This is a genomic window from Aeromonas sp. s4 (assembly GCF_040907855.1).
GTDB classification, from domain to species: domain Bacteria; phylum Pseudomonadota; class Gammaproteobacteria; order Enterobacterales; family Aeromonadaceae; genus Aeromonas; species Aeromonas caviae.
In genome coordinates this window covers 23,970-50,377 of the sequence record NZ_JBFOCP010000004.1, presented here as the reverse complement: position 1 = coordinate 50,377, position 26,408 = coordinate 23,970, and the positions used below count along the sequence as shown (strand labels likewise).

General features: G+C 61.8%; 27 protein-coding genes. 25 read left to right on the top strand and 2 right to left on the bottom strand.

All coding sequences use genetic code 11. From position 1 onward, the window contains the following. The first annotated feature begins 61 nt into the window (after positions 1-61). The 23 genes from AB5Y89_RS01500 to AB5Y89_RS01390 all read left to right on the top strand — a co-directional run bounded on the left by AB5Y89_RS01500 (position 62) and on the right by AB5Y89_RS01390 (position 21,048). Positions 62-268, top strand: a complete 207-nt coding sequence (locus AB5Y89_RS01500; RefSeq protein ID WP_368222736.1) for a hypothetical protein — start codon at positions 62-64, stop codon at positions 266-268. A gap of 2 nt (positions 269-270) precedes the next feature. Continuing rightward, positions 271-762 carry a lysozyme gene (locus AB5Y89_RS01495; protein ID WP_368222735.1) on the top strand — a complete coding sequence of 164 codons (492 nt, stop codon included), beginning with the start codon at positions 271-273 and terminating at the stop codon, positions 760-762. Then, positions 762-1,301 (top strand): DUF2514 family protein, encoded by a 540-nt coding sequence (locus tag AB5Y89_RS01490; RefSeq protein ID WP_368222733.1) that lies wholly within the window; start codon positions 762-764, stop codon positions 1,299-1,301. The genes AB5Y89_RS01495 and AB5Y89_RS01490 overlap by 1 nt, the downstream gene beginning before the upstream one ends. A gap of 183 nt (positions 1,302-1,484) precedes the next feature. Continuing rightward, the gene (locus AB5Y89_RS01485; protein ID WP_257710079.1) at positions 1,485-1,964 is read left to right on the top strand and encodes a terminase small subunit; all 480 of its coding nucleotides are present in this window, start codon (positions 1,485-1,487) and stop codon (positions 1,962-1,964) included. 70 nt (positions 1,965-2,034) lie between these two features. Beyond that, positions 2,035-3,885: a phage terminase large subunit family protein gene (locus tag AB5Y89_RS01480; protein WP_368222732.1), complete on the top strand. Its 1,851-nt coding sequence runs from the start codon at positions 2,035-2,037 to the stop codon at positions 3,883-3,885. Continuing rightward, complete coding sequence (locus AB5Y89_RS01475) at positions 3,882-4,091, top strand: hypothetical protein (RefSeq protein ID WP_163136992.1); 210 nt, start codon at positions 3,882-3,884, stop codon at positions 4,089-4,091. Before AB5Y89_RS01480 ends, AB5Y89_RS01475 begins: the two co-directional genes overlap by 4 nt. Next, the gene (locus AB5Y89_RS01470) at positions 4,088-5,650 is read left to right on the top strand and encodes a phage portal protein (protein WP_368222730.1); all 1,563 of its coding nucleotides are present in this window, start codon (positions 4,088-4,090) and stop codon (positions 5,648-5,650) included. Before AB5Y89_RS01475 ends, AB5Y89_RS01470 begins: the two co-directional genes overlap by 4 nt. After that, a complete protein-coding gene (locus AB5Y89_RS01465) occupies positions 5,562-7,664 on the top strand; it encodes a ClpP-like prohead protease/major capsid protein fusion protein (RefSeq protein WP_368222728.1) in 2,103 nt (700 codons plus the stop codon). The genes AB5Y89_RS01470 and AB5Y89_RS01465 overlap by 89 nt, the downstream gene beginning before the upstream one ends. Positions 7,665-7,722: 58 nt before the next feature. Further along, the gene (locus AB5Y89_RS01460) at positions 7,723-8,037 is read left to right on the top strand and encodes a capsid cement protein (RefSeq protein WP_323929293.1); all 315 of its coding nucleotides are present in this window, start codon (positions 7,723-7,725) and stop codon (positions 8,035-8,037) included. Further along, positions 8,034-8,327, top strand: a complete 294-nt coding sequence (locus AB5Y89_RS01455) for a hypothetical protein (RefSeq protein WP_368222727.1) — start codon at positions 8,034-8,036, stop codon at positions 8,325-8,327. The genes AB5Y89_RS01460 and AB5Y89_RS01455 overlap by 4 nt, the downstream gene beginning before the upstream one ends. Before the next feature lie 7 nt (positions 8,328-8,334). After that, the gene (locus tag AB5Y89_RS01450) at positions 8,335-8,943 is read left to right on the top strand and encodes a phage tail protein (protein WP_368222726.1); all 609 of its coding nucleotides are present in this window, start codon (positions 8,335-8,337) and stop codon (positions 8,941-8,943) included. Between the two features lie 34 nt (positions 8,944-8,977). Next, complete coding sequence (locus AB5Y89_RS01445; RefSeq protein WP_187171361.1) at positions 8,978-9,142, top strand: hypothetical protein; 165 nt, start codon at positions 8,978-8,980, stop codon at positions 9,140-9,142. A 32-nt stretch (positions 9,143-9,174) separates the two neighbouring features. Next, a complete protein-coding gene (gene gpU, locus AB5Y89_RS01440) occupies positions 9,175-9,576 on the top strand; it encodes a phage tail terminator protein (protein WP_368222725.1) in 402 nt (133 codons plus the stop codon). Further along, a complete protein-coding gene (locus AB5Y89_RS01435) occupies positions 9,576-10,037 on the top strand; it encodes a phage tail tube protein (protein ID WP_045525045.1) in 462 nt (153 codons plus the stop codon). Before gpU ends, AB5Y89_RS01435 begins: the two co-directional genes overlap by 1 nt. After that, positions 10,034-10,459, top strand: a complete 426-nt coding sequence (locus AB5Y89_RS01430; RefSeq protein ID WP_368222724.1) for a hypothetical protein — start codon at positions 10,034-10,036, stop codon at positions 10,457-10,459. The genes AB5Y89_RS01435 and AB5Y89_RS01430 overlap by 4 nt, the downstream gene beginning before the upstream one ends. Positions 10,460-10,479: 20 nt before the next feature. Next, complete coding sequence (locus tag AB5Y89_RS01425; RefSeq protein ID WP_323929287.1) at positions 10,480-10,773, top strand: phage tail assembly protein T; 294 nt, start codon at positions 10,480-10,482, stop codon at positions 10,771-10,773. Further along, positions 10,770-12,899: a hypothetical protein gene (locus AB5Y89_RS01420; protein ID WP_368222722.1), complete on the top strand. Its 2,130-nt coding sequence runs from the start codon at positions 10,770-10,772 to the stop codon at positions 12,897-12,899. Before AB5Y89_RS01425 ends, AB5Y89_RS01420 begins: the two co-directional genes overlap by 4 nt. Then, complete coding sequence (locus AB5Y89_RS01415) at positions 12,899-13,501, top strand: hypothetical protein (RefSeq protein ID WP_368222721.1); 603 nt, start codon at positions 12,899-12,901, stop codon at positions 13,499-13,501. Before AB5Y89_RS01420 ends, AB5Y89_RS01415 begins: the two co-directional genes overlap by 1 nt. Beyond that, a complete protein-coding gene (locus AB5Y89_RS01410; protein ID WP_319895037.1) occupies positions 13,498-14,091 on the top strand; it encodes a hypothetical protein in 594 nt (197 codons plus the stop codon). Before AB5Y89_RS01415 ends, AB5Y89_RS01410 begins: the two co-directional genes overlap by 4 nt. 5 nt (positions 14,092-14,096) lie before the next feature. Beyond that, entirely contained in the window at positions 14,097-14,498 is a 402-nt protein-coding gene (locus AB5Y89_RS01405) for a hypothetical protein (RefSeq protein WP_368222719.1), read from the top strand. Beyond that, positions 14,498-18,838, top strand: a complete 4,341-nt coding sequence (locus tag AB5Y89_RS01400; RefSeq protein WP_368222718.1) for a DUF1983 domain-containing protein — start codon at positions 14,498-14,500, stop codon at positions 18,836-18,838. The genes AB5Y89_RS01405 and AB5Y89_RS01400 overlap by 1 nt, the downstream gene beginning before the upstream one ends. A gap of 57 nt (positions 18,839-18,895) precedes the next feature. Beyond that, positions 18,896-20,638: a hypothetical protein gene (locus AB5Y89_RS01395; protein WP_368222716.1), complete on the top strand. Its 1,743-nt coding sequence runs from the start codon at positions 18,896-18,898 to the stop codon at positions 20,636-20,638. After that, complete coding sequence (locus tag AB5Y89_RS01390) at positions 20,635-21,048, top strand: hypothetical protein (protein WP_323929277.1); 414 nt, start codon at positions 20,635-20,637, stop codon at positions 21,046-21,048. Before AB5Y89_RS01395 ends, AB5Y89_RS01390 begins: the two co-directional genes overlap by 4 nt. A gap of 225 nt (positions 21,049-21,273) precedes the next feature. On the opposite strand, the gene AB5Y89_RS01385 is transcribed toward AB5Y89_RS01390, so the two are convergent. Continuing rightward, complete coding sequence (locus AB5Y89_RS01385) at positions 21,274-22,002, bottom strand: metallophosphoesterase (protein WP_368222714.1); 729 nt, start codon at positions 22,000-22,002, stop codon at positions 21,274-21,276. A gap of 219 nt (positions 22,003-22,221) precedes the next feature. Between AB5Y89_RS01385 and mprF the strand changes: the two genes are divergently transcribed. Together mprF and AB5Y89_RS01375 are read left to right on the top strand one after the other, a co-directional pair. Further along, positions 22,222-24,777: a bifunctional lysylphosphatidylglycerol flippase/synthetase MprF gene (gene mprF, locus AB5Y89_RS01380; RefSeq protein ID WP_113724925.1), complete on the top strand. Its 2,556-nt coding sequence runs from the start codon at positions 22,222-22,224 to the stop codon at positions 24,775-24,777. Positions 24,778-24,787: 10 nt separating this feature from the next. After that, positions 24,788-25,501 (top strand): AcvB/VirJ family lysyl-phosphatidylglycerol hydrolase, encoded by a 714-nt coding sequence (locus tag AB5Y89_RS01375; RefSeq protein ID WP_368222713.1) that lies wholly within the window; start codon positions 24,788-24,790, stop codon positions 25,499-25,501. A 92-nt stretch (positions 25,502-25,593) separates the two neighbouring features. On the opposite strand, the gene AB5Y89_RS01370 is transcribed toward AB5Y89_RS01375, so the two are convergent. Next, on the bottom strand, positions 25,594-26,364 hold the full coding sequence (locus tag AB5Y89_RS01370; RefSeq protein ID WP_368222711.1) for an ABC transporter substrate-binding protein: 771 nt from the start codon (positions 26,362-26,364) through the stop codon (positions 25,594-25,596). Positions 26,365-26,408 lie beyond the last annotated feature (44 nt).

Here is a 26,408-nt window from a genome sequence, read left to right as displayed (position 1 = left end):
TTTTCTTTTCTGATTCCAAACCTCGGCCTCGCCGGGGTTTTTTCGTTTCTGGGGTGGATTCATGAATCAAGGACATGAGCAGATCGCTACCACAGTGGTCGGTGAAACTGCGAAATCTGCTCCTCCTGTAGCAGTGGTGAGTATGTCGTGGGCTGGTGTCTCTTTGAATGACTGGGTGCTGATCGCGACGCTTGTGTGGCTTTCGATTCAGATCGGCTGGTTTATCTGGTCGAACATCATCAAGCCACGCGCCAAGCAGGTGGGGTAGGCATGACAAAAATGCGAATTGCCATAGCGGCGCTCACGCTCAGTGCCGCTGGCTTTGTTGGGATTCTGAATCGGGAGGGGTGGGGGCCGGTGGCTTACCCCGACCCGGTACACGGGACCAAGCTGCCCACTATCGGATTTGGGAGCACCGAAGGGGTCAAGATGGGTGACACTATCACCCCAGTCGCCGCAGTGAACAGGAGCCTTAGGGAGGTGCGGGTGTTCGAGGATGCCCTCAAGGCCTGCATCCAAGTGCCACTCCACCAGTATGAGTTCGATGCCTATGTCGAGCTCTCCCACAATATTGGCCCCGGCGCCTTCTGCCGTTCCACCATCGTCAAGCGCCTGAACACTGGCGACTACCCAGGTGCCTGCGAAGCGATCCTGATGTTCAAGCGTGTCGGCAAGCAGGACTGCTCTGCACCAGGGAACCGGGTCTGCCCCGGGCTCTGGAAAGACAGGCTACGTCTCAATGCGAAGTGCAAGGGGGAGTGATGGTGACAACTCCGCAGAGCAGGGCGTTGCCATTCCTGGCTGGCGCCTTGGTGATAGCCGCCCTGGTCGGCGGTGGGGTGGCGCTCTATCGCTCCGGTCATGCTGCTGGGGAGGAGGGGGAGCGCAAGACCTGGCAGGCGAAGTGGAATAAAGAGGCTACCCGCCTCGCTACTGCCAGGGCCAAGGCCGAGCAGAAGGCCCGGGAAGAGGAGTTGCGCCGTCAGTCTGAAATCGATGAGGTGAGAGACCATGCACAAGAACAAATCGCCCAAGCACAAACTGATGCCGCTGCTGCTGACCTTGAGTCTGGCCGGTTGCGCGAGCAAGCCCGTCGCCTGGCAGCCCGAGCAAGTCAGTGCGCCGGCAGTTCCAGTGCTGCCCTGGGAGGCCAGGCAGCCGGACAACCTGCCGTGGTGCTCGCCGACCTGCTCAGCCGGGCTGACGAAAGAGCGGGTGAGCTGGCAGCAGCGTATGACCGAGCTCGAGCGTCAGGACTAGCCTGCGAAAGAGCCTATCTCTCATTGACCCAACCCCGTTAACCCAACTACCGCAATACCCCACCCCCCAGGTCAAAGGTACTCCCCCCAGCCCCCCGTCCTCGACGGGTCGTTGAGGCGCGGATTTTCACTACATATGAAACCCCAAAAAGCGAGGTTGTTGTTTCAATGTCAGAGCCATCAGACAAGGGGCTCGCAAAGCCAGGCTGGCTCAATAAGTCCGACATGGCCGCCAGCCTTGGCATATCAGTTCAAGCCTTTGATAAATGGGGGGTTAAGCCGGTCAAGAAGATTGGCCGCAATGTCTATTTTGATGTGCGCTCGGTTGTGGATAACCGACTAGAGAATGCGATCCAGAAACACCAACCAACGGATCCGCAAAACATGGGTGAGGATCAACTGGACTTCCAGCGGTGGCGACTCACCAAGGAGCAGGCCGACAAGGCCGAGCGCGAGAACAAAATCGCTGAGCGCCACCAGGTGCCAACCGAATTTGCCACCTTCGCCTTAACGCGCATAGCCGCCAAGGTCAGCAGTCTGCTCGACACCGTTCCACTCACCATGCGCCGCCGTTACCCCGAATTGCAGACCAAGCACATCGAGGGGATCCAGCGTGAACTGGTCATAGCCAGCAACGAGGCGGCATCCCTGGGTGATCTGCTGCCGGAGTTACTGGATGAATATATCGACAGCACAAGTAAGTAGCCTGGCGGCTGCCGTCACACTTGGTCTGTCGGCCCTGCTCCGCCCGCCGGTTCAGACTGCCGCTGAGTGGATGGATGAGCATTACTATCTGCCGGTTGAGTCCTCCTATCAGGAGGGCCGCTGGAAGTCGCTGCCGTTTCAGGTGGCCATCATCAACGCGATGGCCAACGACGATATCCGCGAGGTCAACTTCGTCAAGTCGGCGCGGGTGGGGTACACCAAGATGCTGCTTGGCGTCGCCGCCTACTTGCTGGAGCACAAGAAACGCAACGGCCTGATCTGGCAGCCGACCGATGGCGATGCCGAGCTGTTCGTCAAAAAGCACGTTGAACCCATGATCCGGGATGTGCCGAAAATTCGGGCGCTCGCCCCTTGGTATGGCAAGAAGCATCGGGACAACACCCTGGAGCTAAAGCGCTTCGCCAACGGTCGGGGACTTGAGCTGCGGGGAGGGAAGGCCGCCAAGAACTACCGGGAGGCGTCGCCTGACTTCGGGATCTATGACGAGCTGGCCGCCTTTGATGATGACATCGAGAAGGAGGGCTCACCCACCTTCCTGGGTGATAAGCGGATGGAGGGTTCGACCCATCCCAAGTCGATCCGTGGTTCAACTCCCAAGATTGCAGGCCAGTGCCAGATAGAGCGGGCGGCGAGTGAATCGCCACACCTGATGCGCTATCACATCAAGTGCCCTCATTGCGAGGCCGAGCAGTACCTCAAGTGGGGCGGCCCGGATGCCGAGTTTGGCATCAAGTGGGATGGCACCAACCACCACTCCGCGTTCTATCTCTGTGAGGCAAATGGCTGCGCCATTCGCCAGCACGAGATGGATTACGAGACGGTAGAGCGCTGGATCTGCGAGCGCACCGGCATCTGGACGCGGGACTCCATCGACTGGTTTGACAGTGACGATCAGCCAATCCCGCCCCCTGAATCGGTCACCTTCCATATCTGGACGGCGTACAGCCCGCTCACGACATGGGTGCGGATTGTCTCTGACTTCCTCAAGGCGAAGGATGACCAGGGCAAGCTCAAGACCTTCGTCAACACCACCCTCGGGGAAACCTGGGAGGATGACACCGGCGAGAAACTGGAGTGGGAGGCCATTGCCGCCCGCCGTGAGGTGTGGCCTGTCGCAGTACCTGACGGCGTGCTTTACATCACCGTGGGGGCTGACACCCAGGATGACCGATTCGAGTTTGAGATCACTGGCTGGGGAGCGGGGGAGGAGTCATGGGTGCTGGACTATCAGCGCCTCTACGGTGACCTGCACCGCTCCGAGATCTGGGAGAGGCTGCATGAGCAATTCTCCCGTCAGTTCGTAAAGGCGTCCGGGGAGGTGCTGGACATCGGCCTGGTGATGATCGACTCGGGCGGCCACTACACCGACGAGGTATATCAGTTCTGCCGTCGCAACCCGCACAAGTACATCCCAATCAAGGGCGCAACCATGATGGGGAAGCCCATCATCACCTTCCCTCGTAAGCGAAACCGCAAGGGGGTTTATCTGTCCGAGGTAGGCACCGACTCCGCCAAAGACGTGCTTTATGGCCGCCTGGGGGATGTACCTACCTCACTGTCTGGCCCGTCACCGGGTTATCGCCACCATCCGGTTGCCGAATGGGCGGACGACTTTTACTTCAAGGGGCTTACCTGCGAGCGCAAGCGGGTGGAGTTCGTCAAAGGCCGCCGGGTGTATCGCTGGGTCGCCCCGTCTGGCGCCCGTAACGAGCCAACCGACTGCGCCGTGTATGCCCTGGCGGGCATTCGCCTCGGGGTGCAGCACCGGGGATGGCGGCTGATAGCCAAGCCGCGCCCGACCACCATCAACCCATCACCGCCTGCCAGCGTCAAGCCCGCCGCGTCCACTGCGGGCAATAGCTGGCTGGGCACATCATCAGGATCAGGAGGCTGGCTGTGAAGCTGGAAGATATTGACAGCATGATCGCGCTCTACCTTCAGGCCGAGCGCGATTTACTGGCAGGCAAGCAGATCACTTTTCAGGGGCGCTCGGTCACCTCTGAAAATCTCAACGAGATCCGCACTGGCCGTCAGGAGTGGGAGCGCCGACGTCAGCAGGTAGCATCACCGCGTCGCCGCCCCTATGCAGTAGCGAGGTTCACATGACAGCGCTGGATAAGCTGCTCGGATTTGTCTCGCCAGGCTGGGCAGCCAACCGAATGCGTGACCGCCTGCGGATGCAAGCCTATGAGGCTGCCATGCCGAGTCGCACCCACAATGCCAAGCGGGAGCGCCGTGGAGCCAACCAGGCGGTGCAGATGTCGGCGATCAGCCTGCGTGAGCAGGCGCGGGCGCTTGATGAAAACCACGACATCGTGATCGGCCTGCTCGACAAGCTGGAAGAGCGGATCGTAGGTGGCAAGGGTATCCAGATCGAGCCGCAGCCCCGGGCGATAGACGGTACCTTGCTGCTGGATCTTGCCAAAGAGATCCGCCGCCGTTGGGCTGCCTGGTCGCTGAAACCGGAAACCACCGGCACGTTCACTCGCCCCGCGATGGAGCGGCTGGTTTGCCGTACCTGGCTGCGCGACGGTGAGATGTTTGGCCGCCGCCTGCTCGGCACGGTGCCTGGCTACAAGCATCACAGCGATACGCCTTACTCGATAGAGCTGTTAGAGCCTGATTTCGTCCCGTTCGACTACAACCAGGTAGCAGAGGGGATCCGGCAAGGCATCAAGTTAGATGGCTGGCGGCGCCCAAAGTCGTACTTTGTGATGTTCGATCACCCCGGTGAGTTGCAGGGGTTCCGCTATCGCCACAAGGAAATCGATGCCGCCGAGATCTACCACCTGGCCTTGCGCAAGCGGATTCATCAGCTGCGCGGCGTGTCTCTGCTCCATGGGGTGATCACCCGCCTGGCCGATTTGAAATCTGTGGAGGAAGCCGAACGTGTGGCGGCCCGCATCAGCGCCTCGCTCGCCTTCTTCATCAAGCGGGAGGTGCCAGACAATTACATCGAGCCGGATGGCGGCGAGGGGGAACGAGCCCCGCGGATGATCGACATCACCCCCGGCACCACGTTTGACGACCTGCGCCCCGGCGAGGATGTGGGCGTGATCCAGTCTAACCGTCCAAACACCGCCCTGAACGTCTGGCGGGCGGGGCAGCTACGGTCGTCGTGTGCTGGCACCCGCAGCCAGTATTCGAGCGTGGCCCGTGACTATGACGGCACTTACTCTGCCCAACGCCAGGAGCTGGTCGAAGGGTGGGAGGGGTTTGCCGTTCTGCAGGATGACTTTGTTGCCCTGTGGTCGCGGCCGGTGTTTCGCGACTGGTTGCTGGCCGAAACCCTGCGCAGCAAAGACCCCCTTGAGTTGCCGCCTGAACTCGACCCCAAAACCCTGTTCGACGCCATCTACCTGGCCCCCGTCATGCCCTGGATTGACCCGGAGCGTGAGGCCAACGGCTGGAAAGCTGTCATTCGCGGTGGGGCCGGGACGGAAACAGAGTGGATCCGGGCTCGCAACCGCAATCCCGACGAGGTACGCGACCAGCGCCTGTCCGAGCTGGAGTGGGCCGAGCGAAACGGCGTGATGACAGATACCAACCCAGCCAATGACCCAGGAGCACAACCCAGTGAAAAAGCACCATCTGACGGCGGCAATTCAGACCGCCCTGATGCCAGCGCGGGCGGCCGCCAGCGGCCACCCCGTACCCGAGCATGAAACCCCCAATGCCAAGAGCTGGTACAGCATCAGCGCCTTATCCGGGGCTGTGCCCACGGTCGAGATCTACATCTACGACGTGATCGGGTACTGGGGTATCTCCGCCCAGCAATTCATCTCGGATTGCAAGGCCGCCGGGGTGTTTGATGCCAAGCAACTCAACATCCACATCCACAGCCCGGGTGGTGATGTGATGGATGGCTTTGCCATTTACAACACCCTGGCCCGCCTGAGCTGCAAGATCGACATCTGGAACGATGGTCTGGCGGCCAGCATGGCGTCGGTCGTCCTCTGCCTGCCCAATGCTACCGTCCACATGCCGAGCAATGCCTGGGTGATGATCCACAAACCCTGGTCTGGCACGGTCGGCAACGCCGACGACCTTCGGGACATGGCGGATTGGCTGGACCGCAACGAGGCGCTGTTGCTCAACGCCTATGAGAAGAAAACCGGCAAGACCCGCGAGGAGCTGGCCGCGCTACTGTCGGCAGACACTTGGCTCGATGGCCCCCAGGCCAAGGAGCTGGGTTTTGTCGATGTCCTGGAAGAGCCGATCTTGGCCGCCGCCTACGTAAATGAGAACAAAATGAACGACTTCACCAATATGCCTACCCAGGCCCGTGCTTTCTTCGGTGCCAAAGCGACCGCTGGCCAGCCTCCCGCACCGGCGGTTCATGCCCACGTCACGGCCCCGCCGGCGTCCGCGCCGAGTCAAGCCGAGGCGATGGCCGCCTTCAAGCAAGCCGAGCAGGGCCGTCGCAACGAGATCCAGGATCTGTTCGCCCTCACCGGCGGCCGCTTCCCTGAGCTGATGGCCGAGTGCCTGGGCGACATGGATGTGACCCCCGCCCAGACCAAAGAGAAAATCAAGGCGGCGCTGGGCAAGCCTGCTAGCGATGCGGGGCCGACTGGCCCGGCAGCCCATATTCATGTGGGCAATGGCAACCTGATCGGTGACTCGATCCGTGCCTCCCTGCTGACCCGTTGCGGCCATGCTGCCGCCGAGCGTGATAACCGCTATGGCGGATACAGCCTGCGCGAGCTGGCCCGCGCCTCGCTGGATGGTCGCGGCATTCAGACCGGTGGCTACTCCCCGATGGCTTATGTTGGCATGGCCTTCACTCACACCAGTTCCGACTTTGGCAAGATCCTGCTGGATGTCGCCAACAAGTCGGTGCTGGAAGGCTGGGAAAATGCCGAGGAAACCTTCGACAAGTGGACGCGCAAAGGCACCCTGTCCGACTTCAAGGTAGCGAGCCGCATCGGTCTGAGCGACATCCCCAGCCTGCGCAAGGTGCGCGAGGGGGCTGAATACAAGCACGTCACCCTGTCCGATACTGGCGCCACCATCCAGCTGGCCACCTATGGCGAGCTGTTTGCCATCACCCGCCAAGCCATCATCAATGACGACCTCGACATGCTGACCCGCGTGCCAACGCTGTTCGGTGCGGCCGCTCGCGGCACCATCGGCGACCTGGTGTATGCGGTGCTTACGGGCAACGTCAAGATGCCGGACAACAAGACGCTGTTCCATGCGGATCACAAAAACCTGCTGACCGGCGCTGATGCCGCGATGGGGATCAAGGGGCTCTCCGCTGCCAAGACCCTGATGCGTGGCCAGCGCGCCGTCGGGGCCGATGACAAGCCGGGCCGTGCCCTCAACATCCGCCCGGGGTTTGCCCTGGTGCCGATTGAGCTGGAAGACACCGCGCTGCAACTCATCAACAGCACCTCTGTCCCGGGCGCGGATGCCAACTCTGGCATAGCCAACCCGATCAAGGGCTTCGTGGATGTGATCGGTGAGCCTCGTCTCTCCGACGCCAGCACCGAGGCGTGGTACTTGGCGGCCAAGGGGGGCGACACCATCGAGGTGGCCTACCTCGACGGCCAGGACACTCCCTGGATCGAGCAGCAAGAAGGTTTCACCGTAGACGGTGTGACCACCAAGGTACGTATCGACGCAGGCGTCTCCGCCCTCGATTACCGTGGTCTGGTCAAGTCCGCAGGCAAGTAATCCCCCCGGCCCGCTCTGCGCGGGCCATCTCTGACAGCCTTAATACAGGAGTAATTCCATGGCTAAAAACTTTGTCGGCACCGGCAGCCAACTGTGCTTCGTGGCCCCCGCCGGCGGCGTAGTATCGGGCAAGCCAGTCAAGATCGGCGCCCTGACCGTCGTTCCCCTTGAGTCGGCGCTGGCCGGCATGGAATTTACCGGTGCCACCGCTGGCGTCTGGTTGCTGCCCTGCGACACCGCCCTGGCCGTCGGTGCTGCCGTCAAATGGGATGGTGCAAAGCTGGTCACGGACACCACCAAGGACGCGGACGACTTCGGCAAGCTGGTCAGCAGCGGCGCCAGCGGTTACGCCGAAGCGCTGATCGTTCAATGACCGGTGCGCGCTGGCAACGTGCCGCCACTCGCCTGAACGCTGCTGTGGATGATGCCCTGGGTATCGCTGTCATCATCGCTGGGGAGCCCTTGGTGGCGCTCTATGATGAAAACCCCGATGCCTTTGGACAGGTGTTGACCACGTTGCGTGAGTTGTCCGTTTCGTCGCCCCCGCCTGGGGTGCGCTTCAAGTCGGGCGACAAGGTTGAGATCCCCAGCCTGTCGCTGGTCACCTCCGTGAGGGAGCCGCCTTTTACCCGATCTGGTCAGCTCGTTATCCCCATCAAGTGAGGTAGCCATGCCCATCAAGCAAGACTTGGACAAGGCGCTGGCGAACCTGAACTTGCTGCCGACCAAGCTGGTGCCGAAGGCGAGCGCCCAAGCGGTCAACCGGGTGGCGGCTGGCGCGTCCAGTCGGGCTATCCGGCTGACCGCCAAGGATAGCCGCGTGCAGGTGCCCGCCAAGTTGCTGCGCCCCCGGGTGAAGATCTTCAAAGCGTCTCAGCAGAAGCCATCAGCCACGATCCGGGTGCGCCGCCGCCCTATCCCCTTGATCAAGGTGGGGGCCGTCCAGCAGCGCCTGGTGCGCTATCGGCACAGCGCCTTCTCGGGGATTGGAGACATGCAGGTTGGGCGCCATCGTGTGCCTGGTGGCTTCATTGCTGACGGTGGCCAAGGCTTTGGCGAATACCGGCGGGGCGGTGGCTATGCGGCCACCAAACTCAAGAGCTGGCAGATCTTGCGCCGGGTCGGCAAAGGCCGTCATGCCCTGGAGGTGATGCGGATCCCGCTGGTGACCCCGATCACCGAGCACTATGAACGGGAATCAAAAGCGGGGATGACCCGTGACATGCCGCGCGAAATGCAGCGGGCGCTGTTGCGTCAGCTTCAATTGACCTTCAAATGAGGATAGGATTCTGATCTTCACGCAAGGAGAGTTCATGATCATCCTGAAAATTGTGGTTGCCCTGGTGATGCTGGCATTGATCGCCGTTGGCACCTTTCAGGGCGGCTGGCTGGGATTTGTCATCACAGTCGGCATGACCCTTATCCTCAATGGCATGTTCAACCGCTGGGACGCCAAACGGCAAAACCCATCACGATAACCCGCTTCGGCGGGTTTTTTATTGGACCCAATATGACAATCCGAACCGACATCCGGGCGGCCCTGGCCGAACGGGTGCGAACCTGTGTGCCCGATCTGCGTGAGGTGTATCCCTCCCGCCCGGTAGACGTCGCCGAAGAAGACCTACCCCTGGCGTTCTGCTACTTCCTGGAAGGGGACGATGGTGAGTTCTCCCTGGATGGGGAAAGCGAGCAGGCCCCGCTGATGGTCTCCCTCTATGTGGCCGAAACCAACCAGGCGGACGCCGATCTGGATGAGCTGGCTGAGAAGCTGGCGCCGCTGTCTGGGGACGACCTTAGCGGGCTGCTGCTGGAAGGGCTGGCCTCGGCGGGCTGGCAATACGGTGCAGATGATCGGGGCACCGGCCTTGCGTCCCTGACCCTCAATTTTAACGCGACCTGGAGCAAACCCTGATGACTGATGTAACCAAGCCCGTGAAGGGCGCCGGGACCGAGCTTTACATGGCCAAGGTGGCGGGCGCCACCAAGCCGGATCTGGCGCAAGCTGATTCGGTAGTCCGTCTGGCGGATGTCAAAGAGATCACGCCGCCGGACATGTCGGTCGAGGTGACCGAAGAGAACTATCTGGATGCGCCCAATCCGGACTGGAAGGAGAAAAGCCCTGGCCAGAAAGATCCCGGTCAGCTCGGGTTCACCCTGGCCTGGAAGCCGGGCGATCCTGCTCAGAAAACCGTGGTTGCCGAGCTGGGTGGTGTCCATCGCTGGTTCCTGCTCAAGTACCCCAATGGCGCGGTCGATGGCTTCTACGGCTTCATCTCCAGCCTGGGTAAGCCCGTCCAGATCAAGGAAACCATCACCCGCACAGTGAAGGTGGATCTCTCCGGCAAGCAAGACCTGGCGGAGACGGCGGCATGAGTGCCCTTATCGAGACGCGCACCTTGACCCTCAAGGGCAAGGGCAAGGGCAAATCTTCCTCCGTGGTGGTGCATCAGCTCAACGGGTTGCAGTTGTTTGACTACCAGATGGCCCTGCTTTCTGTCGAGTGGCCACAGGTGGAGGGGATCACGGCTCCCCTCCAGCAACAAAAAACCCTGCTGACCATCCAGCGCCTCACCTTTGAAATGAGCCTGCTGTTGGCGGCGATGGGGTTGAACCACTATCAGCCGGATCTGGATGTTGAGCAGATGAAAGCCTGGGTGTTGAAAAACTACCCTGACTCGGCCCATGTGCTGCGCATTGCCATGGCAGTGAAAGAGTTGAGTGGCCTGGCCGCGTTGGCGAAAGAGGCGGCCAGTGGTGAGGGCAAGCTGGAGCCGGTAGACCCAAAAAAAGGATAGAGGGGGAGCGGGATTTCGCCATGATGATGGCTCGCCAGTTCCGGCGGCCAGACTGGCGCCGGATGTTGAGCGAGATCAGCGCCGTTGACTATATCGACTGGTGTCGCCACTTCGGGCGGTATCCGGTGGACTACCAAATCAACCAGTTTGCCATGGGGCAGATCTGCGCCACTATCCTGCTTCCCCACGTCCAGCCCGACAACCTCCCTTCCATTTCCGATTTCTACTACAACCGCCCAGAGCCCCCTGAGCAGACCGCTGACGATATGCAGGCGCTGGCAGGCTCTATCCCCGGCATGGAGTCCTTCACATGAGTACACAGATTGCCGATCTGCGGGTGCTACTCAGCGCGGATCTCTCGTCGCTGCCGGCGGATGTCCGCTCGGCTGCAAACGTCCTGAAAAGCTATGCCATCGACGCCAAGAATGCCGAAGACTCGACATTCAACTTTGGCCGCTCGTTCGGTGAAACGGCAGATCTGCTGTCTCACAAATCCGTGGCCATCGTGCAAGGGTTCAGCGTCGTCCAAGGGGCCGTGTTGGGCCTGGTCGGTACTGCGGTGGGTCTGGCAGCCTCCGTCAGTGCGCTGGCTCAGCAGGGGCGTGAGCTGGAGCAAATGTCGCTCAAGGCGGGCGTGTCCGTTGAGACGATGCAAGAGCTGACCTATGCCACCGAGCAATACAATGTCAGCGGCGACCAGTTGGCCGACATGCTCAAGGACGTACAGGACAAGCTCGGCGACTTCTCGGCCACCGGCGGCGGTGAGTTCAAGGACTGGATGGAGAACATCGCCCCCAAAGTGGGGCTGACCATCGGCAAGTTGCAACAGATGGCGGGCCCCGAGGCCCTGATCGCCGTCCAGAACGCCATGGACGCAACCAACGTCAGCGCCTCGGAGCAGGTGTTCTACCTGGAGTCCATCGCCAATGACGTCTCCACGCTCCAGCCCCTGCTGCGCAACAACGGCGCCGAACTCCAACGCCTGACCGGGCACTATCGCAGCCTCAACGTTGCCCTGTCCCAGACCGACATCACCCAGCTCAAGGAGATGGATCAGAAGCTCAAGGATGTGAGCCTGCGCCTGCAAAGCTCGTTCGCCCAGGGCGTGCTGGGGGCATCGGAGCAAATCGACTGGCTGACCGACAAGCTCGGCTATGCGGTCAGCTACTGGGGAACCCTGCTCGATAGCTGGGCCGACAACCCGCGCACCATTGACGGCATGAGCCGCCGCCTCGGCAATCTGCGTGAGGAGCTTGGCGATGTGCAGGAGCAGATCGCCGAAGTGCAATCCCGCTCGAAAAACTTTGGCGGTGTGGGGGTCATTGACGCCCTGCTTGGGAACACCGGCGACAAGGCGGCAGAGCTGGCCGAGTTGAAAAACCGGGCCGTCGAGCTGCAAGCCGAGATCGACAAGGTGCAAGGCAGCTATGAGCGCAAGCGGTTCGGGGTCGGCGAGCAACCCGAATACCAGCCCCCGGAACCGGTCAGTTCCCGTGATACCAGCGCCGACAACAAGAAGGTGCTGGATCAGGGGGCGCAGCGTCTCAGCGCCCTGGACATGCAGTACGCCAACGAGCTGGACAAACTGCGTCTCGCCCATGAGGAGCGCCTGGCAGAAATCGACAGCATGCAGATCAGCGAGGCCGAGCTGCGGCGCCGCGGCTATGAGAGCCTGGAGGAGCTGCGGGAGGAGTACCGCCAGAGAGAGGCGGATTACTTCACCGAGCAGCAAGCCGACTACATGGCCAAGCGTGAAGAGGCGATGGCCAAGGAGCTGGAAGCCGACCAGCGCAAGCAAGATCAGCTTGCCGAGCAAGAGCGTCAGCGGGTTGAGAAGCAGAAGGCATCGCAGCAGCAAGCCGCCCGCGACATGCTCAGCTTCACCAGCCAGACCATCAGCCTCACCACCGATATGTTGCAGCAGTCAGGCAAAGATCAAACCTTCGTGATGAAGGCGCTGCTGGCTGCCCAGAAGCTGCTGGCCATTCCTTCCATCATCGTGGCGGGCCATTTGGCGGAGGCCAACGCCGCCGCCTTCGCCTCCATGACCGGCGGGATGATGTCGGCAGAAACCGCCCGCCAGATGATGCGGGTTCAAACCATGATCTCAGTCGGCCTTGTGGCCGGTACCGCGATTGCGGGCATGGCTCACTCCGGTATCGAAGAGATCCCCAGCGAGGGCACCTGGTTACTCGACAAGGGGGAGCGGGTTTACACCAACAAATCGGCCCAGCGCATCGACCAGATGTATGACCAGATGATGTCCGGCGGCGCGGGAGCCATTGGCGGCGCCGTGTTCGAGCAGCATCTGCATTTCACCGGCGACATGAATGAGACAGAACGGCACCAGATGATCACCGAAGCAGCCAGGCAAGGCTATCAGATGGTGCTCGAAGACGTTGGCAGCTATGGCCAAGTAAGAAAATCACTGGGGGTTTAATGGAAACCTATGACTGGCCCGCCGAGTTTCGGGTGCGGGAGAACACCCTGGCGCTGCAAACGAATCACCGCTCGTTTGAATCGACCTGGACGGGATCCGAGCAAACATCCTCGACGCCTGGCAGCAAGTGGCTGATGGAGCTGACCATGGGGAAAATGGATGCGCCGGTGGCCCGCCGCCTGGAGGCGTTCATCGCCAAGCTGGATGGCCCCTCCAGTCGTGTCCGGTTGTGGGACTTCGCCCATCCGCTCCAGCCAGTCAAGGGGGCCCCGGTCGTCAATGAGGCATTGACGATGCGAACCAGCATGACCAGCAGGGGCTGGACTCCCTCCACTCTGGTGCTGCGAAACGGTGACTGGATCCAGATAGGCGATGAACTCAAGCGGGTGACCGCCGATGTGTGGTCCGATCTTGCTGGCGCCGCCCGCATCAACATCTCCCCGATGCTGCGGGCCAATTACCCCAGCGGCACCCCGTTGGTTGTGGCGAGACCCATGGGGGTGTTCCGGCTCGATGGCGCCGGGGCGGGGAAGTCCCGCCGCCTGAACGGCATGAAGCGTGACCTTGGCACCATCAAGTTTGTGGAGAGCTTCTATCCATGACAGCCCTGTTGACCGGGTTAGACCCGGCGACTATCCATGCGCTCAATCAGCCCCATGTGACCGCCGTCTATGCCCTCAAGCTGGATCTGGTCAGCGGGTTCAGCCGCATTCATTCCGGCTTGGGCCCGCTGGTGATCGGCGGTGAGACCTATTACGGCGTGGGCTCCATGGGGTCTGTCGGCGCCCAGAAAGAGCAGCTATCCACCTCGCCGACCAAGCTGCCGGTGGCCTTGGGCGGGCTGGATGACAGCCTGCTCGCCGAGGTGATGCGCGAGCGCATCGTGGATCGGATGGCCTGGCTCTACCTCGTCGTGATGGGGCCTGACGGGGCACCGCTCAACGCCTGCCTCCAGTTCAAGGGGCGTATCGCCCAGACCCCCGTCAAAGCGGGCAAAACCAACACGATCCAGCTCACCATCAGCAACATTTTCGAGGATTGGCAGCGCGGCTTGAACCTGCGCAACACCGACGAGAGCCACCGCCGCCTATACCCGGACGACCACTTTTTCCGCTATCAGAGCCAGATGGCTGACCGCTCCATCTTCTGGGGCTCGGTCAAGGACGCGCCCGGCTTCGTTTATGAGGACTGATCATCATGCGCCATCCAGACTGGCAACTACGCACCATCCACACCATTCAGGCCGCCTCCGAGCGGCCTTTTTGTTGGGGTGAAAACGACTGTTGCCTGTTCGTGGCAGACGTCTGTCTTGCTGTCTGCGACAAAGACCCGGCGGCGGCGTATCGCGGTCGCTACCGCACCGAGATCGGCGCCAAGCGGGTGTTGGCCAAGACCCACGGCAGCATTGCCGCCGCCCTCGATGTGCTGTTTGAGCGGGTGCCCGTGGCCATGGCCCAACGTGGCGATGCCCTGGTGTTCGACGGCCCCCAGGGCCAGACCGCCGCCGTGATGTGGGCGGGGCAGGTGTGGGCCATGACCGAACAGGGTGCCCGCCCCATTCCTGATGTTGTTCCCCTGTTTGCTTGGAGAGTCGAGTAATGCCCGCTGTCGCCATTCCTGTCATTGCCGGTGTCGCCGCTGGTGCGGGGTCGGCCCTGGTAGTCACCACCGCCACGGCCATCGCCATCGGGACGGCGGTGGCCAGCGCCACCATGATGATCACTGCCAAGAAACCGAACTTGGGAGACTATCGCAGCGCCAACGAACGCAGTCAGATCCTGCGGGCAGCCGCCAGCGACAAGAGCTGTGTCTATGGCCGAGTGATCTCGTCAGGCCTCATGAGCTTTGCCGCCGAGCAAGCTGGCGAGCAGGATGAAGGGGAGTGGCTGCATATCGCGCTGGTGCTGGCTGGCCACAAGCTGAGTCGCATCGGTGATATTTGGCTCGGCGACGATCTGGTGGTCACCTACGGGGCGCTGGTGAGTTACGAGCTGCACGCCGACCGTCAGACCTGTGATCCCTTCATGCTGGCCAACTGTGCGGATTGGCGCTCGGACATGATTGGCAAGGGGATCACATGGCTGCGGATCTCGTGCAAGTTCGACGCCGAAAAGTTCCCCGCCGGGTTGCCCAATATCAAAGTGGAGAAGTTCGGCAAGGAGGTGTGGGATCCCCGAGACGGCAAGTGGAAGTGGAGCGCGAACGCCGCCCTGGTGATCCTCGATTACTACCGCTCCTGGCTCAAGGTGCCGGACGATGAGATCCGGCTCGACGAGTTTATCCAAGCGGCGAACCTCTGTGATGAGCGGGTGGCCATCCCCGGCGGTGGCACCGAGGCTCGTTACACCATCAACATGGAATTTGACCTGAGCGAGCCCAGGGCCAAGGTGTTGGAGGCCATGCACATGGCCTGCGCAGGCCAGCCGACCTATGTGGGCGGCAAGCATGGCATCCTGGCGGGGGCCTACTATGGCCCGGCGAGCGACGAGCTGCGAGCCCATCAGCTCATCGGTGATCTGGAGCTGCTGCCGGAGCCCTCCAGCAGCGACAAGATCAACCAGGTGGCGGGCACCTTCGTCGATCCGGTCAGCTTCAAGAAGACCGATTTCCCCGCCGTCATCGTGCCGGAATGGGTCGAGGAAGACGGCGGCCAGCCCCTGATCGAGGATCTCGATCTGCGCTGTGTCACCAGTGAGCACCAGGCCCAGCGCCTGGCCAATATCATCCTCCGCCAGCGCCGCAATGCCCGCACTCTCACATGCAGCGTCAACCTGTCTGGCTGGCGCTACCGCCCCGGCCAGACCATCAAGCTCTATGTCCCGCCGCTGGGCATCAATGGCGTTGAGTTTCGGGTCACGGACTGGTCTTTCAGCCTCAACGGCGGGGTGGATCTGACCCTGCGGGAGGACTCCCCGCTGTTTTGGGCGGACGCCATTGGCAAGCCCATGCCCCGCCCGGAGATCACTGGCCTGCCCACGGGCGGTGCGGCCATGCCGGATCTGCTGCGCTATGAGGTTGAAACGGTCGGCGAGGTGCTGCAAGGGGTATTGTCCTGGCGCAACACCGGCACCATCGCATACAACCAGGTGATCATTCAGCGCCTGACCCAAGGGGCGGCGCCGGTCACCGTGATGACAGCGCAGGTGCCGGGTCAGTCCTGCCGGGTAAACGGCCTGGCCACGGGCAACTATGTTGCCCTGGTGCGCACCGTGGCGCTCACTGGCGCCCATTCTCCAGTGGCGGCGGTGAACTTCGTGATCACGGCTCCCGCCATGCCCCTAGGGGTGGATGTGGAGGCGGGCAACTGGTCGCTGGCCCTGCGCCCTCGTTTTGCCGGTGGCCACGATTATGGCGTGCTGTGCGAATGGTGGTGGAGCCATATCGATCACCCCCTGGGGGAGGCCATGGCCAAGGCGAATCCTGCGGGGATCTCCAGCTACATGACCCTGCAGGGGCTGCGCCCGGACACGGAATATTTCGTCTGGCTGCGGGCGGTCAACGCCTACGGCAAGTCTGGGCTGCTCGCTGCCAAGGCAAAGACCAGCTACGACGCCGCCTCCATCCTCGATGTGCTGGACGGGGAGATCGGTGCCGAGCACCTGCGCGAGGAGCTGCGCAAGCCCATCGCCGATATTCCCGCACTGAGCAAGTCCGTGACGGATCTGGGGGGCGCTCTGTCGGCCCTGGACAAGCGCGAGAAGGATGTGAAAACCCTGCTGGAGAACACCCAGAACCAGCTCGGGGCGAACTACATCAGCGTGACCCTGATCCAAGAGCAACTGCGCCAGCGCATTGATCGCTACAACCTGGATTTCACCGACTTCCGGGATGCGGTGTTCAAGCTGGACCCCGAAACCGGCCAGATCACCATGGAGGCGATCAACGCGGTGCGCTCGGAACTGGGCGCCGAGATCTCGACCGTCAGCCAGCATCTCGATGCGGTTGAAGCCATCGTGAAAACTTGTGTGACCATGGCAGAGATCAGCGACGATCTGGAGCGCATCACCTCCGTCGAGCAGGCTATCGACGGTATCAACGGCACCTTGGCCCAGACGGCCACCAAATCCGAGGTGACGGCGGTGGGGACGCAAGTCACCCAGGTGGGGCAAGAGCTGAATGCCGTCAAGGGCACGCTGAGCCAGAAGGCGGCCCAGAGCGCGGTGGATGCCCAGGGGCAGCGCCTGACGGCGGCTGAGCAGCAGCTCAGTGCCAACACCACCGCTACCACGGCCACCGCCCAGCGCATCGAGCAGGTCAAGACAGAGTTGCAACAGGCGGACACTGCGATCCGGGCCTCTGTGACTGACTTGGCGCAAGCCGTGGCCACCACGACTGGTGCCCAGGCTCAGCGTCTGCAAGCGCTGGAGGTGCTGACCAATGGCCAATCTGCCGCCATCAGCGAGTTGCAGCAGGTGGTGACCAGTGACGGCCAATCCCTGGCCAGCAAGTTCGAGAACCTGACAGCCAGCCTCGATCTCGCCGCCGAGGCGGAGATATTGGGGACATTGGGGGCGGCAGCCGAGGCGACCCGCCAGCGGGAGGCATCCGGCCAGATCCGCCGCGATCAGAAAGTGATGGCTGACCAGCAGCAGGCGATGGCGCAGACCATTGAGCAGGTTTCCGCTGACTTCCAGACGGCGGATGCGGCCATCAGTGCCAATCTGCTATCGGAGCAGCAGGCCAGAACTACGGCGGATGAAGCCCTGGGCAAGCGAGTGGACACGGTGCAAGCCGAAGTCACCTCGCAGGGGGCGAACCTGGCCGCCGGTCTGCAATCGGAGCAGGAAGCGCGGGTGACGGCAGACGAGGTCCTTGGGCGCCGAGTGGACACGGTGCAAGCCGAAGTCACCTCGCAGGGGTCGAACCTGGCCGCCGGTCTGCAATCGGAGCAAGAAGCGCGGGTGACGGCTGACGCGGCCCTGGCCCAACGGGTTGACACCGTGCAGGCCAAGGCCAATGAGGTTTCGTCTGCGGTGCAGACGGTGGCCGAGGCCCATGCTGGGCTCAACGATGCCGTGGGGGCGGGCTGGTACACCAAGGCCCAGATCAACGGTGAGGGCGGCGGGTTTGGCTTGTCAGTCAAGCTGGCCGCCGATGGCTCAACGCTGACCAGCTTTGTGGTCGATGCCGATGTGTTTGCCGTGCTCTCCCGCACTGCGGGGGCTACATCCAAACGCCAGCCGCTGATCGTCAAAAACGGCAGCGTCTTCTTGAACCATGTCCTGCTCGATACCGCCGAAGCGGGCGCCGTGATCGCCAAGTACATCAAGGTCACGACCCTGGATGCGGCCACCATCACCAACTCCGTGCTCAAGGGGAATGCGGCCGCCTTTGGCGCTGGCGGCCCCCATGCCGCGTTTGGCGCGGGGTGGTACACGGTGATCAGCAGTGACGGCACTCTGAAAACGGCGCGCCTGGAGGCAACGGCAGGCTCGTTCACCGGGGAGGTGAATGCCAACAAGGGCACCATGAACAACGTGGAGGTCAAGGAAAACTGTGTTGTGCGTGGCACCATCTATGCCGCCAAGTTGGTGGGTGACGTCACAAAAGTTAGGGCGTTTGATCTCGGGTTGTTGAGCGGCCAGATCATCCCCGCTGGAACAGCCGTCACCCTGCTATCGGTTAATTTCGCTTCGGCAGACTTTATCCAAGAGCTGACGATTGAGCAGATTAATATCAGGGTATGGGGGTATGAACAGGGGTCAACAACTGCGCGGATGTATGTGAAAGTTGGCTCGGCAGCAGGCGTGCAAATTGACCTGCAATCAAGCTCAGGAGATATATTCTCGGATATATCCCCCCTTACCGTGAGTATTCCGGCAGGCCAGTCCTCCCTGACCATTTATTACGTGGCAGAGAAAAAATCATCGTATAGCCGCCCCGCTCAACGACGGCTGATTTATTTGAACAAGCAAGGCGGAAGTTTCAGCGCAAGCTGAATGCCGCCAACTAACAAACCCGGCCTAGTGCCGGGTTTTTATTTGGAGCCTAAATAGATGGCAGGACTCTGGTATCGCGCTGGCACGATCAGCGTGACGAATGGCAGCAAGAAGATCACCGGTTTTGGCACCTTGTGGAAAACAACGGTGTTAAAGCCGGACAAGGGCCACCCCGTTCATGGCCCTGATGGACGCATTTACGAGCTGGATTACGTCGAGAGCGACACCGTGATGTATATCGTCACGGCGTATGCCGGGGCGACGGCAACGGGCCAGGCATATGCCATCGACATTCCCAGGACTAGCGGCATTCCGGCATTCAGCCGCGATCTGTCGGCGTTTATGGGGTATCACCAGACACAGATGGACGGCTGGCAGCAACTGCTGACCGGGACGGGGGATGCCACGCTCACCGCGCCAGACGGGACCAAGCTGACCCTGCCGACCTGGGATAAGGTGATGAATGTCGGCGCTGGCGTTGTTGCGCAGGCCAAGACCGAAGCAGACCGCGCCAAGGCAGAGGCTGCCAACTCTGCCGCCAGTGCCGCCTCGGCGGGTAATGCGGTCGTCGCGGCCGCGCTCCCCTTGCCTGATGTGTGGGCCCCCTTATCTGACAGCCTGCGGTTTATCACCGGCTACGGTCGCGAGGTGAAGGTGGGGGATGATGTCGTGGCGAGGATGGTCAATTTTTCACGCAGTACCACCGCAACTTATATCGGGAAAGATGGGGCACTGAAAACTGCGGGTGTGAACGAACCACGTTTTGAAAAAGAGGGTTTGTTGATTGAGGGGGCCAGCACGAATTTACGCAGTCAACCGCTGCACCTTGGCAGTGTAGTGGGAGCTAATGGTGAATCGCTTAATGACACACTGGGCGCCATCAATGCGGCAAAATATACAATAACAGCAGATGCAGGGCTTAGGTTGACGTTTATTTGCCAGCCCGCCTCGTCAACTTCGCTGACGTTCAGCATTAAAATACATCAGTCCTCAAGTGTCAGGTCCGGGATCCTGCTTGTTCGCGATCATACCGCAGGGGCTAACCTTGATATCGTCAACTTTAATTTAGATACGGATTCTGATTCTGCTACATGTAAAAAATTCGGACAGTGGAACTGTTACACGGTTACCACCACTCGATTTACGTCAGGTTCTGTTCCATGGGTTTACTTTGGTGCTACGGGTTCCAACTCACCAGGGCAAACCATTGGCAAGTTTTTGGTAATTGGCGATTGCCAAGTTGAGCCACTGCCGTTTGCCAGCTCATACATTCCTACAAACGGGACGGCTGTAACACGTAGTGCAGATGTCGTGAATATTCCTGCCCTTGGGAATATGGTCCCCATCGGGTTCTCGATATCGGCTGAATTCGATACGCTTCGTGGCAGCGTATCTGTTCTGATGGAGAGCGGTTGTGTGGTTTCAATGGAGCAGGAGAATAAAGCCAGGATGGCGATTATTCGCGGAAAGTATGCAAGCGCTGATGCTGATTACGGCTTTTCAACGCATTGTGGCGCGTTTGGGCAGGCCGGTTACGTCACCGCGATCTTGAAGAGTTTTAACGTGAAGGACAGCAAAGGGATCGTCGCCATTTCTGAGGGGGGCGGGCTGTTAAAAATGCGGGTGAATTCCAGCGTGACGAGTGTGTCATCCGCTACAGCAACAGTAGCCCCCTTGCCGAACACGATCAGGGTAGGGGCATTTGGTGATGCCGGATCATTCCCACTGTTTGGCCATGTTCGAAATCTTCGTATCTGGCATAGAACTCTCACTGATGCTCAGCTCAAGGCCATCGCATGACAGACTATATCGACCTCAACCTCAAGGCGGCCGATAAGGCCGCCATGACCAAGGCCCTGCTGGCCGCTGGTTTTGTCAAAGACAGCGAAACCGGCACCCTCTATCACCCGACAGCCTCGCTGCAACTGCTGCCACCTGGCATGGTCACCCGCCCCACCGGCGCGGTGCAGATCGTCGATGGTATCGAGCTGGAGGTGCGTGAGCCCGTGCCCGGCTATCACGCCAACGTGCGCACCACCGACGCCGCCCTGGCCGCTGCCCTAGCGCCTGTGACTGTCGTTGTTGAAACCCCCCAATATGTCTGGGCCTCAGTTCTCGCAGAGCCAGAAATGTTCACAGTTAGTTATGGTACAGAAGATGGTACAAAAAAATTTGGACTGGAAATTAAGGTATTAAATTCAGTTGATTAACGCGCAGTTACATAATCGTGGAAGTAGAAGGTGGGCCCGCTGGCCGGGTGCGCTGATGTGCTCATGTTGCTCGAAAGGAGTATCCGATGACGGCGGCGCCTGGCGCCTGGGTGGGGGTGCCATGCACCGCAATTGCCTGCATGGTAAACCATCGCGCTGGCAGAGCGAAGTCCGGGGCGTTCGCCTGGCGCTTTAATGGGCAGTGGGCGTTGTCCGTGAGCCTGGTCATCCCATCGGTCCGGCTCTGGGCTGGGGAAAGTGAGGAGTCAGGGTATTGAGGTCCAGCAGGGTGAAGTAGCCGCCCTCCTCGGGATACCAGCCGCCGGTGTCGATGTAGTGGACGTTGCCAAGGCGCACCGGCACCCTCACCGGGGTGTGGCCCACCACCAGGGCGGTGAGATCCGCGACCCCGCTCTCGTCCAGCCGTTCGATACGGCGTCTTGACCAGAGGCAGACGTTCTTGATGGCCCGAAGCCGTCCGCCGCTCACCCCGGCATCGAGTTGGTCCAGCAGCCCCTGCCAGGAGGAGAAGGGGCAATCGGCGTGAAGCAGCCCGACGGGGCCCTGGCTGGTCTGCACCTCGATGGCCAGGGGCAGGCTGCGGTAGTGGACGGCGAACGCCGCCTGCTCGGCAGGGGTCAGCTGCTGAAACCAGCCGCCGCCGTTTCGGACCCAGTTCTCCCGATCGCAACTCTCGTAACGGCAGACGTAGTCGTCGTGATTGCCGCAGGCCGGGTGAAACCAGGGCCTGGCCAACCAGTGGATCACCTCGCTGCACTCGGGCCCGCGATCCGCCAGATCCCCGACGCTGAAGAGACGGTCCCGGGCGGGATCAAAATCCAGGGTGTCGAGGGCCTGCTGCAACAGGGCGAAGTGGCCGTGGATGTCGCCGACGGCCAGATCGCGCCCCAGGGCGTTTTGGGGGAAGCGTCTTATCAGGGGGGAGGGTGTCATGGCGTCTCCTGCCTCTATCCCGGACGGGGATGTTTTGTCTGCCTGTACATAAGGTTACAGAAGAAAAGTGGCGAGCGGGCAGGGCCTGGTAAATCATAGGATTGCCCCCGTGAACGTGCGGCGTCACGCGCTGCCTGTGGGGGAGTCACTCCGGGAGGGCGCCTTGTCCGCCCGCTTTCGGAGGCTCTCTTTCTCCACGCTTTTTGACAGGAATCTTGAATGCGGCGTCAGCTGTTGATCTGGATAGGCCCCCTGTGCAGCCTGCTGCTGCTGGGGGCGGCCTTGACCGTCCTCTATCATTTGACCCACCTGTGGCACTGGCACGACATCCGCCAGGCCATCTGGTCACAACCCTTGCCGCAGTTGGGGGGCGCCCTGCTGCTCACCCTGCTCAGCTATGGTTGCCTCTGCTGCTACGATCTGCTGGCCCTGAAGGTGCTGGACAAGCGACTGCCCTGGCAGCAGGTGGGGATGACCTCCTTCATCGCCTACACCTTCTCCAACACCCTGGGCTTTGCGCTGCTCACCGGCTCCTCGGTACGCTACCGGCTCTACTCCTCCCTGGGGCTTGGCACCGGGGAGGTGGCCAGGGTGATCCTCTTTTGCTCCATCACCTTCTTCCTTGGTCTGCTGGGCTGGGGGGGCAGTGCCCTGCTGCTGGGGCAGGGGGCGGCCCTGCTGGTGGACTGGCCCCGCTGGGCGACCGGGTTGTTGCAACTGGCGGGGGGCCTGGCCCTGCTGACGGTGCTGGCGTATCTGGTGTGGCCGGGGACAGCCCTGGTCTGGCGCGGGCACCCGCTGTTCCTGCCGCGCATCAGATACCGCCTGCTGCAACTGCTCATCGCCCTGCTCGACTGGATGGCCGCCGCCGCCGTGCTCTATGTGCTGCTGCCATCGGGCAGCGTGCCCTATCCGGTGCTGCTCAGTGCCTTCGTGCTCTCCAGCCTGCTCGGGGTGCTGGCCCATGTGCCGGGGGGCATCGGGGTCTTCGAGGCGAGCATGAGCCTGCTGCTCACCCACTATCTGCCGGTGGACAAGCTGCTCGCCTCCCTGCTTATCTACCGCTGCGCCTACTACTTCCTGCCCTTCCTCTGTGCCCTGCTGCTGTTCGCAGGTCAGGAGCTGCTGCAACAGCGGGCCCGCCTGCACCGGCTGCAGGGGGTGATGATGGCGACCCGGGAGTTTGTGCCCGCCCTGGTGAGCATGGGTACCTTCGCGGCGGGCACCCTGCTGCTCTGCTCCGGGATGATCCCGACCATGAGGGGGCGGATCGAAGCCTTCCTGGAGGTGCTGCCCCTGCACCTGCTGGAGCTCTCCCATGTGCTCGGCAGCGTCAGCGGCGTGTTGCTGCTGTTGCTGGCCCACAGCCTCTACCGCCGTCATGACGGGGCATTCAGGATCACCCAGTGGCTGCTGGGGCTTGGCATGCTGTTCTCCCTGTTCAAGGGGTTTGACTGGGAGTCGGCCCTGCTGCTCGGGGGCTTCTTGCTCATCATCACCCCCTGCCGCCCTCTCTTTTATCGCAAGGGTTCCCTGCTTCACGCCCGCTTCACCCCTTCCTGGCTGATGTCGGTGGGGGCCGTGCTGCTGGGGGCCTTGTGGTTGCTGCTCTTCTCCTACCGCCATGTGGAGTACGACCCCTCCCTCTGGCTGCACGTCTCGGCCCACGGGCCCGGGGCCGCCTCCCGCGCCCTGCGCGCCATGGGGAGCGTCATCGGGGTGCTGGCGGTGGTCGGGGTGGCCCATCTGCTGGCTCCCTTGCGCCTGGCCGTCGGCAAGCCGGATGCCGAGGCGCTCTCCCGTGCCCATGGGCTGGTGATGCGGGCAGGGGGAGGCCACGGCTACCTGGCCCAGCTCGGTGACAAGTCCCTGCTGTTCCACCCAAGCGGCGAGGCCTTCCTCATGTACGGGGCCGAGGGCAGCAGCTGGATAGTGATGGGGGATCCTGTCGGTCAGCCCTCCCTCGTGGAGGAGCTGCTCTGGCAGTTTCGCGAGCGCTGTGACGAGCACGACGTCAGCCCGGTCTTCTACCAGGTGTCGGCCCGTTATCTGCCTGTCTATCTGGATCTCGGGCTCATCCCCTTCAAACTGGGGGAGGAGGCCATCGTGGATCTGCCGAGCTTCGATCTCGCCGGCAGTCGCCTGCGCAACCTGCGCCAGAGCCACGCCAAGGGCAAGCGGGAAGGGCTGCGCTTCGAGGTGGTGGCCCCCGGTGAGATTGCCCCCCTGCTGCCCGAGTTGAAGGGGATCTCCGACAGCTGGCTGCACAGCAAGCAGGGCAGGGAGAAGGGCTTCTCCGTGGGCAGTTTCGATCCCGCCTACCTCACCCTCAACCCGATGGCGCTGGTGCGGCGGGAGGGGCAAATCGTCGGGTTTGCCAACCTCTGGACCAGCGACAACAAGGAGAGCCTCTCCATCGATCTGATGCGCTACAGCCTGGACACGGGGGCGGCGCCGGTCATGGATTTCCTGTTTGTCGAGCTCCTGCTGTGGGGCAAGCAGGAGGGGTATGCCAGCTTCAACCTGGGGATGGCCCCCATGTCGGGCTTCAACGACAACCCCCTCGGCGGTTACTGGGCCCGCCTTGGCAACACCCTGTTCACCCGGGGCAGCCGTTTCTACAACTTCCAGGGATTGCGGCGTTACAAGGAGAAGTTCGGCCCAAGGTGGGAGCCCCGCTACCTGCTCTGTACCGGTCATCTGGTGCTGCCCCGCACCCTGACCCATCTCGTCTCCCTCATCAGTCGCGGCCCCTTCGGGCTCATGAAAAAATAGGAGTTGGCCCATGAGAGCCATGTTGTTGCTGTTGATTTGCTGTTTCGTCTCTTCGTTCACCTTGCCGGCAGTGGCCGCCCAGCCGGGCCGGGTCGGCGCGGATCTGGGGCTGGTGGAGTTGCCGGTGGTGCAAGCCTCGTCTTCCCCCATGGTGGTCTTCATGAGCGGGGATGGCGGCTGGGCGGCGCTGGACAAGGGGCTCAGCGCCCAGTTGCAGGCCCACGGCATGCCGGTGGTGGGTTGGAGCTCGCTCTCCTATTACTGGAAGAAGAAGACGCCGGAGCAGGCGACGGCGGATCTGGTGCGCATCCTCACCGAGTACCAGTCCCGTTGGGGGCGCCAGCGCTGGTTGCTGGTGGGCTTCTCCTTTGGCGCCGAGATAGTGCCCTTCGTCATCAATCGTCTGCCGCCAGCCTATCGCGACAGCCTGGCGGGGGCCGTGATGCTCTCCCCCTCGACGGCATCGGATTTCGAGATCCACGTCAGCGACATGGTGGTGCACGACAAGGGGGGCCGCTATCCCACCCTGCCGGAAGTGACACGCATCCAGAGTCTGCCGCTGCTCTGCGTGCAGGGAGCGGAGGACGACTCCCCGGTCAAACTCTGTCCGCGCTTGCAGCAGCCGAACGTGACGACGGTGACCCTGCCGGGCTCCCACCACTTCGACGACAACTACCAGACCCTGTATCAGGAGATTGCCGGGCACCTGGGCCTGGCCCAATAACGGCGAGAGGCCGGGAAAACGACACAGGGCGGCCAATGGCCGCCCTGTTGCCGTGGCCCCTTGCAACTGTCCAGGGGGCTGGCATGCCGGGATCAGAGCAGATCTTCGAGCTGGTACTTCTTGAGCAGGGTGTTGAAGGTGCCGTCGGCCTTGACACTCTCGATGGCGGCATCGAAGCGTGCCTTGAGCTTGTCATCGTGTTTGCGAAGGGCCACCGCCACCCCTTCTCCCAGGATCTTGTCCTGGGTGCCGTTGAACTGGGGACCGACGAAGGCGAACTGCTTGCCCATCTCCTTGTCGAGGAAGCCCACCTTCAACTGCACCATGTTGCCGAAGGTGTAGTCGGCGCGGCCGGACTGCAGATCCAGCATGGGGGACTGGGCGTTGACGTAGCGCTTGATCTTGGCCACCTCACCGTAGCGGGCGGTGACGAAGTTGTCCTGGGGAGTGCCCTCCTGCACCGCGATCACCTTGCCCTTGAAATGGGCCGGATCGTCTGCAAAGTCGGCGGCCTTGTCGCTGCGCCCCACGAAGCGGTTCTGCATCATGTAGTAGACCTGGCTGAAGTCCACTTTCTGGCGCCGCTCGTCCGTGATGTTCATGGAGGACATGATGGCGTCGTACTTGCGCACCTGCAGGCCCGGCAGCAGGGCATCCCAGGGCTGGTTGATCACCTGGCACTCGGTCTTCATGGCCGCGCACAGGGCATAGGCGAGATCGACCTCGAAGCCGCCGAGCTGGCCGTTGCTGTCGACCATCTCGAAGGGGGGATAGGTGGCATCGGTGGCGATCACCAGGGGTTTGGCGGCGGCCTGGCCGGCGGTGGCAAGTGCCATCAGCATCATCAGTGTGTTGAGTTTCATGGTCAGTCCCTTGAAGTGTGGTGTCATTCCTAGCGTGCTAAAGG

Coding starts and splice junctions, on each gene's coding strand:
- AB5Y89_RS01500 (WP_368222736.1), top strand. CDS start 62: ATGAATCAAGGACATGAGCAGATCGCTACCACAGTGGTCGGTGAAACT.
- AB5Y89_RS01495 (WP_368222735.1), top strand. CDS start 271: ATGACAAAAATGCGAATTGCCATAGCGGCGCTCACGCTCAGTGCCGCT.
- AB5Y89_RS01490 (WP_368222733.1), top strand. CDS start 762: ATGGTGACAACTCCGCAGAGCAGGGCGTTGCCATTCCTGGCTGGCGCC.
- AB5Y89_RS01485 (WP_257710079.1), top strand. CDS start 1,485: ATGGCCGCCAGCCTTGGCATATCAGTTCAAGCCTTTGATAAATGGGGG.
- AB5Y89_RS01480 (WP_368222732.1), top strand. CDS start 2,035: ATGGATGAGCATTACTATCTGCCGGTTGAGTCCTCCTATCAGGAGGGC.
- AB5Y89_RS01470 (WP_368222730.1), top strand. CDS start 4,088: ATGACAGCGCTGGATAAGCTGCTCGGATTTGTCTCGCCAGGCTGGGCA.
- AB5Y89_RS01460 (WP_323929293.1), top strand. CDS start 7,723: ATGGCTAAAAACTTTGTCGGCACCGGCAGCCAACTGTGCTTCGTGGCC.
- AB5Y89_RS01455 (WP_368222727.1), top strand. CDS start 8,034: ATGACCGGTGCGCGCTGGCAACGTGCCGCCACTCGCCTGAACGCTGCT.
- AB5Y89_RS01450 (WP_368222726.1), top strand. CDS start 8,335: ATGCCCATCAAGCAAGACTTGGACAAGGCGCTGGCGAACCTGAACTTG.
- AB5Y89_RS01445 (WP_187171361.1), top strand. CDS start 8,978: ATGATCATCCTGAAAATTGTGGTTGCCCTGGTGATGCTGGCATTGATC.
- gpU (WP_368222725.1), top strand. CDS start 9,175: ATGACAATCCGAACCGACATCCGGGCGGCCCTGGCCGAACGGGTGCGA.
- AB5Y89_RS01435 (WP_045525045.1), top strand. CDS start 9,576: ATGACTGATGTAACCAAGCCCGTGAAGGGCGCCGGGACCGAGCTTTAC.
- AB5Y89_RS01430 (WP_368222724.1), top strand. CDS start 10,034: ATGAGTGCCCTTATCGAGACGCGCACCTTGACCCTCAAGGGCAAGGGC.
- AB5Y89_RS01425 (WP_323929287.1), top strand. CDS start 10,480: ATGATGATGGCTCGCCAGTTCCGGCGGCCAGACTGGCGCCGGATGTTG.
- AB5Y89_RS01420 (WP_368222722.1), top strand. CDS start 10,770: ATGAGTACACAGATTGCCGATCTGCGGGTGCTACTCAGCGCGGATCTC.
- AB5Y89_RS01415 (WP_368222721.1), top strand. CDS start 12,899: ATGGAAACCTATGACTGGCCCGCCGAGTTTCGGGTGCGGGAGAACACC.
- AB5Y89_RS01410 (WP_319895037.1), top strand. CDS start 13,498: ATGACAGCCCTGTTGACCGGGTTAGACCCGGCGACTATCCATGCGCTC.
- AB5Y89_RS01405 (WP_368222719.1), top strand. CDS start 14,097: ATGCGCCATCCAGACTGGCAACTACGCACCATCCACACCATTCAGGCC.
- AB5Y89_RS01400 (WP_368222718.1), top strand. CDS start 14,498: ATGCCCGCTGTCGCCATTCCTGTCATTGCCGGTGTCGCCGCTGGTGCG.
- AB5Y89_RS01395 (WP_368222716.1), top strand. CDS start 18,896: ATGGCAGGACTCTGGTATCGCGCTGGCACGATCAGCGTGACGAATGGC.
- AB5Y89_RS01390 (WP_323929277.1), top strand. CDS start 20,635: ATGACAGACTATATCGACCTCAACCTCAAGGCGGCCGATAAGGCCGCC.
- AB5Y89_RS01385 (WP_368222714.1), bottom strand. CDS start 22,002: ATGACACCCTCCCCCCTGATAAGACGCTTCCCCCAAAACGCCCTGGGG.
- mprF (WP_113724925.1), top strand. CDS start 22,222: ATGCGGCGTCAGCTGTTGATCTGGATAGGCCCCCTGTGCAGCCTGCTG.
- AB5Y89_RS01375 (WP_368222713.1), top strand. CDS start 24,788: ATGAGAGCCATGTTGTTGCTGTTGATTTGCTGTTTCGTCTCTTCGTTC.
- AB5Y89_RS01370 (WP_368222711.1), bottom strand. CDS start 26,364: ATGAAACTCAACACACTGATGATGCTGATGGCACTTGCCACCGCCGGC.